Source organism: Pseudorhizobium banfieldiae (genome assembly GCF_000967425.1).
GTDB lineage: Bacteria > Pseudomonadota > Alphaproteobacteria > Rhizobiales > Rhizobiaceae > Neorhizobium > Neorhizobium banfieldiae.
This window is the reverse complement of record NZ_FO082820.1, coordinates 908,783-921,209: the sequence shown is the minus strand read 5'-3', so window position 1 is coordinate 921,209 and position 12,427 is coordinate 908,783. Positions and strand designations below refer to the sequence as shown.

At 65.5% G+C, this 12,427-nt stretch carries 13 protein-coding genes; 3 read left to right on the top strand and 10 right to left on the bottom strand.

The window, feature by feature from the left end:
- Nucleotides 1-4: 4 nt before the first annotated feature.
- From NT26_RS04450 to NT26_RS04410, 9 genes are all read right to left on the bottom strand, one after another.
- The gene (locus NT26_RS04450) at nucleotides 5-676 is read right to left on the bottom strand and encodes a response regulator transcription factor (RefSeq protein WP_052637616.1); all 672 of its coding nucleotides are present in this window, start codon (nucleotides 674-676) and stop codon (nucleotides 5-7) included.
- A gap of 46 nt (nucleotides 677-722) precedes the next feature.
- Nucleotides 723-983, bottom strand: a complete 261-nt coding sequence (locus tag NT26_RS04445; protein WP_052637615.1) for a hypothetical protein — start codon at nucleotides 981-983, stop codon at nucleotides 723-725.
- Between the two features lie 128 nt (nucleotides 984-1,111).
- Nucleotides 1,112-1,375, bottom strand: a complete 264-nt coding sequence (locus tag NT26_RS04440) for a hypothetical protein (protein WP_052637614.1) — start codon at nucleotides 1,373-1,375, stop codon at nucleotides 1,112-1,114.
- Between the two features lie 150 nt (nucleotides 1,376-1,525).
- The gene (locus tag NT26_RS04435; RefSeq protein ID WP_052637613.1) at nucleotides 1,526-1,738 is read right to left on the bottom strand and encodes a hypothetical protein; all 213 of its coding nucleotides are present in this window, start codon (nucleotides 1,736-1,738) and stop codon (nucleotides 1,526-1,528) included.
- A gap of 13 nt (nucleotides 1,739-1,751) precedes the next feature.
- Complete coding sequence (locus NT26_RS04430; RefSeq protein WP_052637612.1) at nucleotides 1,752-5,537, bottom strand: baseplate multidomain protein megatron; 3,786 nt, start codon at nucleotides 5,535-5,537, stop codon at nucleotides 1,752-1,754.
- Between the two features lie 316 nt (nucleotides 5,538-5,853).
- Nucleotides 5,854-6,297 carry an NlpC/P60 family protein gene (locus NT26_RS04425; protein WP_052637611.1) on the bottom strand — a complete coding sequence of 148 codons (444 nt, stop codon included), beginning with the start codon at nucleotides 6,295-6,297 and terminating at the stop codon, nucleotides 5,854-5,856.
- Complete coding sequence (locus NT26_RS04420) at nucleotides 6,294-7,181, bottom strand: DUF2163 domain-containing protein (protein ID WP_052637610.1); 888 nt, start codon at nucleotides 7,179-7,181, stop codon at nucleotides 6,294-6,296. The genes NT26_RS04425 and NT26_RS04420 overlap by 4 nt, the downstream gene beginning before the upstream one ends.
- Entirely contained in the window at nucleotides 7,178-7,816 is a 639-nt protein-coding gene (locus NT26_RS04415) for a DUF2460 domain-containing protein (protein WP_052637609.1), read from the bottom strand. The genes NT26_RS04420 and NT26_RS04415 overlap by 4 nt, the downstream gene beginning before the upstream one ends.
- Nucleotides 7,817-7,866: 50 nt before the next feature.
- Nucleotides 7,867-8,403, bottom strand: coding sequence for a phage tail tape measure protein (locus NT26_RS04410; RefSeq protein ID WP_052637608.1), 537 nt, complete (start codon nucleotides 8,401-8,403; stop codon nucleotides 7,867-7,869).
- Nucleotides 8,404-8,626: 223 nt separating this feature from the next.
- On the opposite strand from NT26_RS04410, the gene NT26_RS04405 reads away from it, so the two are divergent.
- Nucleotides 8,627-9,277, top strand: coding sequence for a TetR/AcrR family transcriptional regulator (locus NT26_RS04405; protein ID WP_052637607.1), 651 nt, complete (start codon nucleotides 8,627-8,629; stop codon nucleotides 9,275-9,277).
- The gene (locus tag NT26_RS04400; protein ID WP_052637606.1) at nucleotides 9,274-9,621 is read left to right on the top strand and encodes a cupin domain-containing protein; all 348 of its coding nucleotides are present in this window, start codon (nucleotides 9,274-9,276) and stop codon (nucleotides 9,619-9,621) included. The genes NT26_RS04405 and NT26_RS04400 overlap by 4 nt, the downstream gene beginning before the upstream one ends.
- A 324-nt stretch (nucleotides 9,622-9,945) precedes the next feature.
- Here the strand turns inward: NT26_RS04400 and NT26_RS23085 are convergent, their stop codons facing one another.
- Complete coding sequence (locus tag NT26_RS23085) at nucleotides 9,946-10,188, bottom strand: hypothetical protein (protein ID WP_172974122.1); 243 nt, start codon at nucleotides 10,186-10,188, stop codon at nucleotides 9,946-9,948.
- Here NT26_RS23085 and NT26_RS04390 point away from each other — a divergent pair.
- Nucleotides 10,181-12,391, top strand: coding sequence for a S8 family peptidase (locus NT26_RS04390; RefSeq protein ID WP_052637604.1), 2,211 nt, complete (start codon nucleotides 10,181-10,183; stop codon nucleotides 12,389-12,391). The two genes, NT26_RS23085 and NT26_RS04390, sit on opposite strands and share 8 nt — an antisense overlap.
- The last annotated feature ends 36 nt before the right edge of the window (nucleotides 12,392-12,427 follow it).

The window sequence follows — 12,427 nt, the reverse complement described above, 5'->3', positions numbered from 1 at the left end:
GGCGTCAGCTGACGTCGGTCGGGGCTTGCATCCTGTAGCCGAGGCCGCGCACCGTCTCGATCAGGTCCACGCCGAGCTTCTTCCTCAGCCGCCCGATGAACACCTCGATGGTGTTGGAGTCGCGGTCGAAATCCTGATCATACATGTGCTCGACTAGTTCCGTGCGCGACACCACCTGGCCCATGTGATGCATCAGATAGGAGAGCAGCCGGAATTCGTGGGAGGTGAGTTTCAGCGGCATGCCGTCGACGCTCGCCTTCGACGCCTTGGTGTCGAGACGGACCGGCCCGCAGATGAGTTCGGAGGACGCATGTCCGGCGGCGCGGCGGATGAGGGCGCGCACGCGGGCCAGCACTTCCTCCACATGGAAGGGCTTGGCAACGTAGTCGTCGGCGCCCGCATCGATGCCGGCCACCTTGTCGCTCCAGCGATCGCGCGCCGTGAGCATCAGGACCGGCATCCGCCGGCCGTCCGTGCGCCACTTCTCCACTACGCTTATTCCGTCCATGACGGGCAGGCCAATGTCGAGGATGGCGGCATCATAGGGTTCCGTGTCGCCGAGGAAATGTCCCTCCTCGCCGTCGAACGCCTGGTCGACGACATAACCCGCCTCCTTCAGCGCATCGGTCAGCTGCCGGCTCAGATTGACGTCGTCTTCAACTACGAGAATGCGCATGGACTGCCCCACCCTATGCGACGATCGCGGATCGCCGCCCCTGTCATTACATCGGCACCCGCACTGTTACCTTGCGCGGCCTCTCATTGCCATTGCCCTGGACGAGAACGGTGACGACGCAGGTCTGGCCGTCGGAGGATGGCTGTGCCGACAGAAGCTGGCCGCCCGTCTCGCTGACGACGCGGCTTGCTGCCGCGCCGCAGTCGGCGGCGGCCAGGATGAAGTAGTCCCCCGCTGCCGGGGCTTCGAAGGCAGTCAGACCGGCAAGGCCGGCGATGAGCATCGCAGGTATCGGCAGTCGCGCCATCGTGTTGCTATCCATCGTCAGGGCGGATCGAACAGATCCAATGCATGTGATGGATTATGTAACCAAGCACGCCTGAATGGCAAATGAATGCGAAGAAAGGGATGAATCCGGGCCTGCCGCACGCAGCGTCACGACGCCTGCCGAAGGGCTTCCACTTCCGCTGCAAGCTGATCGAGAAGGCACTGGAAGAACCGCCGCGCCTGCTTCAGGCGCCATGCGTCCGCCACCGGATCATAGATGATGTCGCAGAGGGAGACGACGACGCAGGACGCCGCCTGTGCCAGAGGTCCGGCGCCTGCTTCGCGCAGGATCTTGAGTGCCAGTGCGTACATGCGCCGGTAATTATGCGCCTCGCGAGCCTCGGCCAGCCAGGCTGTCATCCGCTCCGTCATCGAGCCCCCTTTTCTCGTCCGGGCATCAAACCCCGGATCTGGAGAAAGGGTCCGCACTTATGGAGGCGTCGTGGACCTGTGGTTATGGAAGGGTAAAAAACAGGGGGGAGCCCGGAAAGGTTTCGATTACCTTCCCGGAGCCGATGGCGCTCATCGCCGCCCAATGGCGGTGCTGGCGGAGATGCGTCCATAGATCGACAAGGCGCCGCCCAGCGCACCGCCAAGCGCAATCGCAAGGTCGGCCATGTCGTCCTGCACGTCGGGCGCCAGATCCACCCCCGCCACCTGTGCAATGGAGGCCGCTACCGCGATCAGCGCGCCCCATACCGTTTTCGACTGGTACCAGGTCTTCATTCCGTCCATGCTCTGTCTCCTTCTAGGTTTGAATGGTGGCGGTCGCCGCAATCCCGAGCGGCACCGCCCGGCCCAGTTGGCGAACCCGTATGGTCACCGCCGGCAGCGGCTGGCCGAAATCGGTGATCTGCTCGTCGAGGCTGTAGAGGAGTTGCGGGGCCGCGAGGTCCGCCGAACGCCGCACGGTGGAACCGTCCAGAATGTCGACGCGGTAGCGCTCCTCCGGCTCGTCGAGCGGAACATCGGCGGCACCCCAGTCGTCCGCCTCCACCCTGCCCCGACGGATCCAAGACAGCAGCAGGTCGCCATTGGCCAGTCGGCGGGCGCCCAGGTGCACGGGCGAGAGCGGTGTCTCCGCCCTGATCCCGCCCTGGAAGGGCAATGGCCCCACACGGCCACCGCCGGCCCCGCTGCCTTCGGCAATCCAGTTCAGCATGCGGCCACGTTCCTCTGCGGCAAGCCCGAGCGACGCGACCGCCTCGTCCAGCAGCACCACCGGCGAACCCGCCGGCGCGCCCTCGGACATTGCGTCCTCCGTTCCTGCCAGTCCGCGCAGCAGCCTTGCGAGCCGCCAGCGTCCAGGCGCCACTTCCTGCGCCTCAAGGAAACTGACGATCTCCCATGTCCCGCTCGCTGCCTTCACCGCCAGCCGGTTCTCGCCCGCCAGAACCGCTTCCAAGGAGGCAGACGACAGGCCGCCGAAGAAGAGGTCGAGCTCAATCCTCGACGCATGGTCGAAGCGCCCCGATATGGTGCCGGACGCAAGCGGCGCCGTGAGCCGTCCGATCCGCGCCGGCCGGTCGAGCACTGCACGCAGCCCATATCCGTCCGTCGTCGGCGACGAGGACAGCATGATCCGTTGCCAGGGACGCGCATGGCCTGCCGCCCGGGCGAAGCTCTCCCCGGGACCGGAGGAGAAACGCGCCAGGTCGAGAAGATGGAGGATCGGTGCAAACGCGTCCGAACCGGTGTCCCCACCTCCCGGCCCCGGCGTCTCCTGGACGGGTGCGGCAGGCGCGGAGGTTGCGTGCTGGCGCGCCTCGATCCGGCGCACCGGCCCTTCCTCCACGCGCGAAACGAGAAACGTCCCGCCAGCCTGCGGCAACGTGATCGGATCGCCTGGCTGGAGGCCGACGTCCGCCGGGGACAGCGCGAAGCTCAGCGTCCGTCGCGACACCCACTGATCGCGGACGGCAGCCTCCGCTGCGGAAAGCGCTGCCTCCTCGGCCAGGACGGACGGCAGGTCATAGCCGAGCACCCGGTTGCTCGCCGTCCGCGTCCGCCGGGACCGGGCGCTCGCCTGCTCGTAGTTCAAAGCGGGATTGTAGGAACCGATCACCATTTCGGCGGCGAAGTCGCTGTCATGGCCGCGGGTCTCGCTCCACAGCGGCTGATCCTCGACATCGGCGAGCACATCGATGACGGCTGGCGGAAGGCTCGCAGCGCCTCGCGACCGCAACCTGAGCCGCCCCGCTTCCTCGATCGCGTCGATCCTGAAGACATCGAGCAGCGGCGCGAGCAGGGCACGTGCCGAGGTCACCTCCGCCTGCACATAGCCGATGGGGTCACCGCTCACCGCCGATACGTCGAAATCGTGAAAACCATGATCCGCCAGGACGGAAGCGATCGTATCGGCCAATGTCACCGCGCCCAGCCTGCCATTCAACCAGTGGCCACTTCGCCAGTTGCCGCCGTCGCTCCAAACCGAAAGATCGGCGGGAAAGGCAGGATAGGGGCGCGCGTCCCAGGTCCAGACGAAGACACGGTCCGGGTCGACCGGTCCGGTGTCTTGCCCCTGCCAATGCCGGTGATGTGCCTCCAGGAAGCGCCGCTGCATGGCATCGGACCGGGCGAGACTCGAAAAATGCGGGGCGGTACTTTCGGCCGATTTCGGATCGACGAAGACATTCGGCTGGTTGGCCCCCTTGTCCACCGCCGGGCAGCCGAGTTCGGTGAACCAGATCGGCTTCATCGCCGGTTGCCAGCCGGTCGGCTGCGCCACCTCCTCGCCGCCGAGGCGATCATGATGAGAATTCGACCACCAGCCGGCCAGATCTTTGGGCCGGAACACCCAGGGCTTGCCCGCCGCCCCGTCGGTGATCGGCGTCCGAAGGCGTGCGGCTCGATCCGCATCGCTCGCATAGTACCAGTCGAAGCCTTCCCCCGCCGCGATTTGCGCCCCCATTGCCTCGTCGTCCTCGGCGAGACGGAACCCCTCGGGATTGGCGCGTGCGAGATCCTCGTCGCGCCAGTCGGCAAGCGGCATGTAGTTGTCGATGCCCACGGCATCGATCGCCGGCGACGCCCAGAGCGGGTCAAGGTGGAAGAAGACGTCGCCGGAGCCGTCCTGCGGGTGATAGCCGAAATACTCGCTCCAGTCGGCGCCGTAGGTCAGCTTCGCCTGCGAGCCAAGCATCGTCCGGACATCCTCCGCCAGTTGCACCAACTGCTCGACGAAGGGGAACCGCCCGGCCTCGTCGCGCAACTGAGTCAGCCCGCGCAGTTCCGAGCCTATGAGGAAGCCATCAATGCCGCCGGCTTCGGCCGCCAGTCCGGCATAGTGCAGCACCATGCGCCGGTAACCGTCCGCGTCTTCGGCGAAGGCCGCCACCTGGCTTCGCGCCGCCGCCGTTCGGTCGGTCGTGCCGGGCAGGCCGGGTGCGGGATGGCAGGTGATGCGGCCGCGCCAGGGGTAGCTCGCCTGCTCCGCGCCTCCATGCGGATCGGGAAGGCCGTTGCCTTGCGGAACGTCCATCATCAGGAACGGGTAGAGATAGACCTCCAGTCCCCGCGCCTTGAGGTCCGCAATGGCCTGGAGCAGGCTATCGTCGCTCGGCGTGCCGCCATAGGCCGGACCGCCCCCGTGCCGGCTGACGGTATGGGCATCGGCGCGCGTGAAACCGGCGACCGACCAAGGCGAGCTTTCGTCGTCCCGGTGCGGCACCTCCACACCCGGCAGGATCCGGCAGTGGCCGGCCCTCAAGTCCGTCCCGAACCAACTGACGACCAGCGCCACCCGCTCGAGGTTCGGGCAGAGCGCCGTCAGCTCGTCGATCGAGGCCTGCCAGTCAGTCGCCGCTGTCAAGGTATGGCGGTTCATGATCCGGGCGCTGCCCTCGCCCGTCTTCTCCGTCACCTGCACGTTCGCATAGCCGTGCTCGGTCGCGCCGGGAATGATCGTGACCGCACGAATCTGCCGCTCCAGCGCGCCGACCGGACGCAGCACCTCGAACTGCAGCAGCGGAATACGGTTGCCGAACGGATCGAGCGGCAGGCGATCGAAGACGACATAGGCGAGGCCGCGATAGGCAGGCGCGTTGCCCATGCCCTGTTTTGCCTCGATCAGCGGATCGGGCAATTGGTCCTCCCCGCCCCGATAGACGCGCATCTCCACGCCCGTCAGGTCGATCTCGCGACCGTCCGCCCACACCCGCCTGATCCCGGCAATCTCGCCCTCGCACAGCCCGATGGCGAGGTTGGCGAAGTAGCGGAAGCTCTCCACCCGCGGACCGCTCGCCTTGCCGCCGGAGCGTTCCCGCCGCACCTCTTCCTCGAAACGCGTCGCCCAGATCAGTGTGCCGCCGATCCGGGCCGACCCGTAGACGCGGCTGATCGGCGCGCCCTCGTCGGCACCCGGAATGCGTGCAGTCGCCAGCCGCGCTCCAGAGATCGTCCGGCCACCATTGATCAGCGCGCGATCCACATGGCTGCCGGCCAGCCCGCCCGCCGCGCGCCCAAGCATCGCGCCCACAGGACCGAAGACACCGCCGAGCGCCGCGCCCGCCGCCTGGAAGAGAATAGTGGCCATGGAAGCCCCTTGCGGCACCCGCTGGATGCGCGGCTAGATTGTGATAGGGTGATGATGTTCGGGAGCAGAAGCAGCGAGCGCCGCGCCAGCCGGCGCGCCGGTGAGGACGGGCCCCACCGGCCTCGGCAAGGGCCTTGCTCTCGAACCTGGAGGTAGTGCTATGAAGCTCACCCCGATTGGCATTGCGCTTACCTTGAGGAAAACCCGGACGGGCTGGTCGATAGCCGTCCGGGTATACTTCCCAAAGTAAGTCCAAGGTGGGCGAGGTTACCGCCTCGCTCACCACTCCGGAATATACGCCAAGCCGCTCGTTTTTTCAATCCACGGGCGCAACTGGAAACCGGTGCACCGCCACGATCCGCCGGCGCCATGACGGCACCAGCGCCGAGCAGATCACCGCCGCCTGCTCATAGGCATGGATGAAATGCCGTGGCCCTGCCTGGATGCCCGCATGCTTTGCCGCGCAGTCCGGCCGCCAGCGGAAGAGCAGCAGGTCGCCCGGTGCGGCGGCGTCCATCGGCAGCGCCGGGCCGAACAGCCGCAGCCCCGCCTCCAGCAGCCGCTCCTCGCCGCTGCGCTCGGCCCAGTCCGGCGCGTAGGCCGGCACGGCCTCCGGTTCGTTGCCATAGAGTTCCCGCCAGATGCCGCGAACGAGGCCGATGCAATCGCAGCCGACCCCTTTCGTGGCGCCCTGGTGGCGATAGGGCGTGCCTATCCAGCTCTCCGCTAAGGCGACGATCCGCGCGCCCTGGCCGGTCATGAAAAGATGGCCCCGCCATCGTGACGTCCTTCGCCGGCCGCATAGGAATAGGCGAAGTCGCTGCCCGGAACGTGCGGAAAGCCGCGGAAGTTGACCTGGTTGGCAAAGCGGTCGCGGCAGGTGGCGAAGGTCTTGTCGCAGCCGGCGGTGATGGTGAACGCCTGCCCCGGCGTCAATACGTCCCCGGGCGCCCCTTCCAGCGGCAGCCAGAAGGAAAGCTCCCGCGCGCCGTCCGGCAGCCGGCGATCGCCCTCGACGTCGATCCGCCGCCCGTCGGCGAGCGACAGGACGCCGAGGCGGAAAAATCCTTCCGCGAACCCGTCCAGTCCGCCGACGCTGATCGTGCTCGCGTCCGTGACCGCCAGAACGCTGCCGCTCCCCTGCCAGGCAGACAGATCGACCCGGCACCGCCCGTCGCCGAACTCGGCGTCGCAGCGGCGGTTGTAGACGCGCCCCTGCGGCTGTGCGAGGCGATGGGCCATGCTGCGAAGCTCGGCGGAAAAGGCCTCGCCCGCCCGGGTCACCTCTCCCACCTCGCGCATGTCGAGCAGCATGTGCGCCTCGGGCGCGTCCCAGTTGACGAGGAAGCGCTCCACGCGCGCTCCGTCATAGAGCCCGGCAGCCAGGGCCTCCTCGCGGATCACCTCGCTCGAAAAGCCGCCCGCCACTTCGTCGACGCTCGCCGCCAGCCCGGTCGCGGTCTCCACCTCGCTGCCCGCAAAGCCGCTGGCGGCCAGGAAGAGCGTGCCGTCGAAGGCAAGGTCGTGGTCGTGGTCGGTGAAGCCGAGCACTGCGCCATCGCGCCGCGTCACCCGCCAGCAATGGCAGGTGGTAGTGGCGTCGCCCGCAAGATGCGCGGCAAGTTCCTCGGGTATGCTCCTCATGGCAGGATCTCCGTCAGCGGAATGGTCGGAATGCGCCCGGCATCGAAATGACTGAGATCGACCTCGATCCGGTCGGTGTCGAAGCGGACCGGCACGTCGAACTCGAACCCCGCCCGCACCACCGAACCCGTCGCCGGTATCTGTCCTGGCACGAAGGTAACCATGCCCGCCACGGCATCCACCGAATAGTTCGCCGGCGCCACCGCGACGCCATCGACCGAGACCTGCACCGTCCCCGCCACCGGCTTGGCGATCCGCCGCACCCAGCCTGTGCCCCCGTCGCCGTAGGTCTTCACCAGCGGAAAACTCGCCGTTGTCCCGTCGCCGGTGCCGATCTGCTGGTCGCCGGCGGAGACCACCGCACCCGGCGCGCAGGATTTCCAGTCCAGCGGGTCGCGGAAGCGAAAGCCGTGCAGCCGTCCGCGGCGCGCCTCGAAGAATTCGAGCACCGCATAGAGATCGGCAACAGACTTGATGCCCGACCCCGCATCATAGCTGCGACGCGAATCCCGCCAGCGGGCATTGCGGTTCTCCCGCCCGTTGGACAGGTTGACGATATCGGTCCGCCGCACCGGGCCGCCGCTCGTACCGAGCGCCAGCCGCAGCGGAAACTGCACCTCGTGAAATCCCGTCATCGCAGATCCTCATTTTCGTGGGCTCGAAAGATCGCTCTCGCCCTGCCCCGCTACAGCCCGCGCTGCCCGCGCCCGACGCTTCTTGCCAGCATGGCGGCGAGCTGCCCCTCGCTCTTGCGGAAGCTCGCGGCATCCGTCGCGGTCACGTTGAAGACGATCTGCGTCGCCGCCCCGCCACCGCCCGCCGCGACGCCCAGGACGCCATCCGGTCCGCGCCTCAGCGGCAGGATCGCCTCCGGCCCCGCCTCGCCCATCAGGCCGAGATCGCCCCCCATCGGAAAGAAGCTGGGGCTGCGCACCACGCCGCCATCCGCGAACGGCACAACCGATCCCATGAAGCCGCCGATCGCATTGCCGAGCGCCCCTTCGAGCGGCTTCAGCGCCGCCGAGAGCGCAATATCCGTCAGCCGGTTGCCGAGCCCCCGCAGCACATCCTCCAGCCCCTTGCCGCCGACCGTCGCAGAGCGCAAAGCCCCCGTCAGCGCCGCCCCGAACCGCTGCGACCGCGCCTCCAGATCCGCCATCACACGCGAAAGTTCCTCCGCCTCGCCGAGGGTACCGGCAAGCGAAATGTCATCGTCTTCCATGGGATTACCTTTCGTGGACGCAGGCGTGATCCGGCTGCAGGGACGTTTTTCGTCGTTTCGAACACCGGTGGCGCGAACCGGAAGAAGGTCGCTACCCGCTGGATGATGGGGAAGCCGTCCTGGGCGTCCGCGAGTTGGACAATCCAGTCTCCAACTACCCGGACAGGAAACGCTGATCGCAACACTGATGGGAACGAAGTTACGTTTAGTAGGTTTCTTCAGTATGGCTGCGAAGAGACCCGACACATCGACCCGAGCCGAGCGTCTTTCCTACGAGGACCGGCATCGACAACTCCTCCAGCTCGCACGAGGCATGGTCGGCGAAGAGGGAACAGACGAGCTCACCCTTGCGCGCCTCGCCGAGCGAGCAGGTGTCTCGAAGCCTGTCGCCTATGATCATTTCCGCAGGCGGATCGATCTCCTGCTTGAACTCTATCGCTGGATCGACATCGAGAAAATCGATGCCTTTCGCGAACGCATGGCGGGCAGCAAGATTGGCACTCGGGAAACGGTCCAGGAACTGGCACGGGCCTATATCGATTGCGCGAGCGACGTCACCGGCGAGTTTCAAGCGGTCGGCGCGGCCCTCGGCGGAACGCCGGAAAAAGCCTCGGTCTTCGCCGATCTGCTTGAGAACAGCGTTCGGATGTTCATCGCCGTCCTCCGTCCGCATGTCGCTCTCGCTCCTTCCGAACTCGAAAGGCGTTGCCGAGCCTTCGTTGCTGCTGGGGAATGTCTGGCGGCGGATGTCGTCATTGGCAGGAGCTCGTCCGCCGACGCCACCGCCACGTTCGCCGCCGTTATCGCAGGCGGCACCGGTCTCGAACGATTTACCCCATCCGACTGCACCGGAACTCAGAAAGGAAAGATATGAAAGTCCTCAGATTTGAACCGGCTGATGCCATATTCGAACGCTCGCCCGGGCAGGACGCCGACATCTTTGCCGCGAACCTGGCGGATCAGCGGCAGGGGGGACCGGTCACGGTCGGGTATGGAAAGTATGGCCCCGACCAGGTCATGGAGACCAATATCGTCGTCGACGACGTCATGGTGGTCCTGGAGGGAAGGGTTTCGGTCGAAGCCAATGGCGAGACCCTGACCGCGGGTTCCGGCGAGATCATCTACATGCCAAAGGGCAACGCGGTCGTCATCCGCTCCCACGCAGAAGGCGCGCTTACCGCCTATGTGACGTATCCTCACTGGTCCGAAGCGGAATAGTACTTCGTTACCGACCTCAATGACCGAGATGCGGGCGGCAGGCTGCCCTACCTTCTCGGTCAACAAGTCCGCTTTGTGCCGCCACCGGGCGATGACCGTCAGCATTGCGCCAGAAGGGGGACATCAACTGCTTCAAGAGTGGAGGTTGAAATGGCGCCGAGTTTGGACAGTCATCCAGGTGCTTTTCCCACCATCTATGTGTGCGCCCTTTTTTAGCCTAAGCTCATAAATAAGCCTGATTTCTGAAAGATAGCGCATTTGTGCAGCTCAAGGTCCGTCAGGCGGTCATCAGAGAGCATCATCATCCTACTCTCGTCGATGGTCTTACTTGAGCATGTCGAATACCGCGTTGATGGGGCCGATCGCCCTTTTCTCTGCAGGCCTCCTGGTGAGCGGCTGCTCCGGCGGATCGGGCGGATCCGGCGATGGAGGTTCCGGGAGTTCATCGCCACCGGCGGTCGCAGCTCCAGCACCGGTTTCGCCCAGCGCGCCCGCACCCGCTCCGGCACCCACCCCGCCTTCACCCTCGCTCTCCCAAGGTGATTGGACATCAGGCGGCGTGACCATCAATCCGGCGCGGGCGGAGCAAATTCGGACGTCCGCCGAGTTTCGCGCGGCTGACGCCAACTGCACTTATGTCGGTTGCGCATCCTCCGGTGCGCCCGCGACGAGCCAGTCCAGCGCGTTTGAACTGCACAACCTGCACACGGCCTTGTCCTCGGGCATCAGCGGCGCAGGCCAGCTTGTTGCCGTCGTCGACAGCGGCTTTCGCACGACGCATCAGGAGTTTGGGGGCAAGACGATCTATCGGTACGGCACGCTGCCGAGCAGCGATCACGGCACGCATGTGGCTTCGCTGATTGCAGGCGCTCAGGATGACAGGGGAATGCACGGAGTGGCCCCTTCTGCCGGCTTGCATCTGACCGCCATCAATCCGGCAGGCGGCACCAATCTCAATCTGGACAATGTCATTGGTGGCACGCTTGACGCTGCCTCGCGCGGTGCTGTTGCGCAGAACAATTCGTGGGGGTTCGAGCTGGCTGCCTCCGATTTCGCATCTCACCTTCAGGCCAATCCCGGCCGGACCGTGGCACAAGGCCTGAATGCGCTGATCGGCAATTATGGTGCGGCGAAGTGGCAAACCTATCTTGATGCGCTGGATGGTTTCCAGCGTGAAGGCGTCATCGTATGGGCGCTCTCGAACAACGAGGCCTTGGCGTCCGGCGACGTGATGGCGGCCCTCCCGCATTTTGACCAGCGCTTGCAGGAGGCCTGGGTCGCGGCCGCCAATGGCTATTTCGAAGTGAACGCGGCAGGAGAGATCACGAAGGCTGTCCGCCTGTCGGCTCCCTGTGGATTGGCTGCAAGCTTCTGCATGGCGGGAGATGGAACAACGAGTGCAGCGAGCGCGACTTCCGATACCTCCTATTCTGCTGGCACAGGCACATCCTACGTCGCACCGCAGATCGCCGGGACGGTTGCGCTGCTGGCGGAGGCCTTCCCGGACCTGACGCCGGAGGAGTGGACGAAGAGACTTCTTGCGAGCGCAGACAATAGCTGGTTCAGCAAGCTAGGCGTTCCGGTCAGTGGCACCAGCGACTTCGGCAACGGCGTTTCCCATGCCTTCTCCCAGGAATGGGGGCATGGGGTTCTGGACGTCGCAGCGGCACTCAGCCCGATCGGCAACGTATCGTATCTCTCTGGAGATCACGTTCTGACCAGCGATCGGACGAGCCTCAACGAGATGACGGTTGCTCCTTCGCAAAGCTTTGGCAATGGGATCGAAAGAGCCCTGGCTGGGACTCAGGTCGCGGTCTTCGATGCCTTGAACCGCAGCTACAACGTCGAAGGTTCACAACTCGTCCAAGCGCCGAGCCCCCCAATGCTTCCCGACCTGATGCAGTGGGTTGCCGTTCCCCCTTCGCATGCGCTGCCCAAGCCGGGCCTGCTCCTACCGAACGACGCTTACGGCGCAACGGCGGGCCTTTCAGTTTCGGCCGATGCAACAGGCATCTTCGAGACCAGTCCCGCACCCGCGTGGCACAGTCAGAGCTCTGTTCTCTCGCTTGTGGGTGAAAATGTTGCAGCCATCTCCAGTCGCGAACTTGGGCCTTTCGCAGTCACGGCGGTTGGTTTTGCAGGGGAAGGCACGCACGAGGAGGAGCTGGGATCTGTTGCAGGCGGCGGTATCAACGTCGCAATCGGCGAAGCGACCCGCGTCAGTTTCGGAGCCAGCTATCTGGATGATCAGGAAAGCCTTCTCGGGATGGAGCCAAGCACGGCGTTCGCTTGGGGCACCGGGAGTAAGGTTGCCACATTCCACGCCGGTCTCGATCATCAACTGGCGCCGCACCTGGGGCTGTTTGGCCGGTTCGAATACGGGACGGCGAGAGCTTCTGGCGGAACCGCAGGTTTGATCGGATCGATCAGCGACGTCGATTTTTCGGCGTTTCAGGTCGGAATGCGCATCGGCAACCTGGTAAAGGAGCAGGATTCACTTTCTTTCTCCGTTGCTCAACCCTTGCGCATCGAAAGCGGCTCGATGAAGCTGAATATCCCGACCGGCCGTAATGCTGCCGGAGAGATCCAGCAGCGCCAGATGGCGGCGGAGGTCGAACCGACCGGCCGCGAGCTGGATTTCGGTATGGACTATAATGTCCCAGTTGGTGAGGGGCATCTGCGAGTGGGGCTACAGTATCGCGTCGATGCTGGCCATGTGCCGAATGCTTCGGCCGCGGGCATAGCGGTTGGATACCGAAAGACGTTCTAGCGCGCCAGCCTCCTTCTCGGGTGCACTTGGGCGGCG

Excerpts from the sequence above, each read along its gene's own strand:
- NT26_RS04400 (WP_052637606.1), top strand. The coding sequence starts at position 9,274 with ATGAAAGTCCTCAGATTTGAACCGGCTGATGCCATATTCGAACGCTCG.
- NT26_RS23085 (WP_172974122.1), bottom strand. The coding sequence starts at position 10,188 with ATGGTCACGCCGCCTGATGTCCAATCACCTTGGGAGAGCGAGGGTGAA.
- NT26_RS04415 (WP_052637609.1), bottom strand. The coding sequence starts at position 7,816 with ATGACGGGATTTCACGAGGTGCAGTTTCCGCTGCGGCTGGCGCTCGGT.
- NT26_RS04405 (WP_052637607.1), top strand. The coding sequence starts at position 8,627 with ATGGCTGCGAAGAGACCCGACACATCGACCCGAGCCGAGCGTCTTTCC.
- NT26_RS04435 (WP_052637613.1), bottom strand. The coding sequence starts at position 1,738 with ATGGACGGAATGAAGACCTGGTACCAGTCGAAAACGGTATGGGGCGCG.
- NT26_RS04440 (WP_052637614.1), bottom strand. The coding sequence starts at position 1,375 with ATGACGGAGCGGATGACAGCCTGGCTGGCCGAGGCTCGCGAGGCGCAT.
- NT26_RS04445 (WP_052637615.1), bottom strand. The coding sequence starts at position 983 with ATGGCGCGACTGCCGATACCTGCGATGCTCATCGCCGGCCTTGCCGGT.
- NT26_RS04450 (WP_052637616.1), bottom strand. The coding sequence starts at position 676 with ATGCGCATTCTCGTAGTTGAAGACGACGTCAATCTGAGCCGGCAGCTG.
- NT26_RS04410 (WP_052637608.1), bottom strand. The coding sequence starts at position 8,403 with ATGGAAGACGATGACATTTCGCTTGCCGGTACCCTCGGCGAGGCGGAG.
- NT26_RS04425 (WP_052637611.1), bottom strand. The coding sequence starts at position 6,297 with ATGACCGGCCAGGGCGCGCGGATCGTCGCCTTAGCGGAGAGCTGGATA.
- NT26_RS04420 (WP_052637610.1), bottom strand. The coding sequence starts at position 7,181 with ATGAGGAGCATACCCGAGGAACTTGCCGCGCATCTTGCGGGCGACGCC.
- NT26_RS04430 (WP_052637612.1), bottom strand. The coding sequence starts at position 5,537 with ATGGCCACTATTCTCTTCCAGGCGGCGGGCGCGGCGCTCGGCGGTGTC.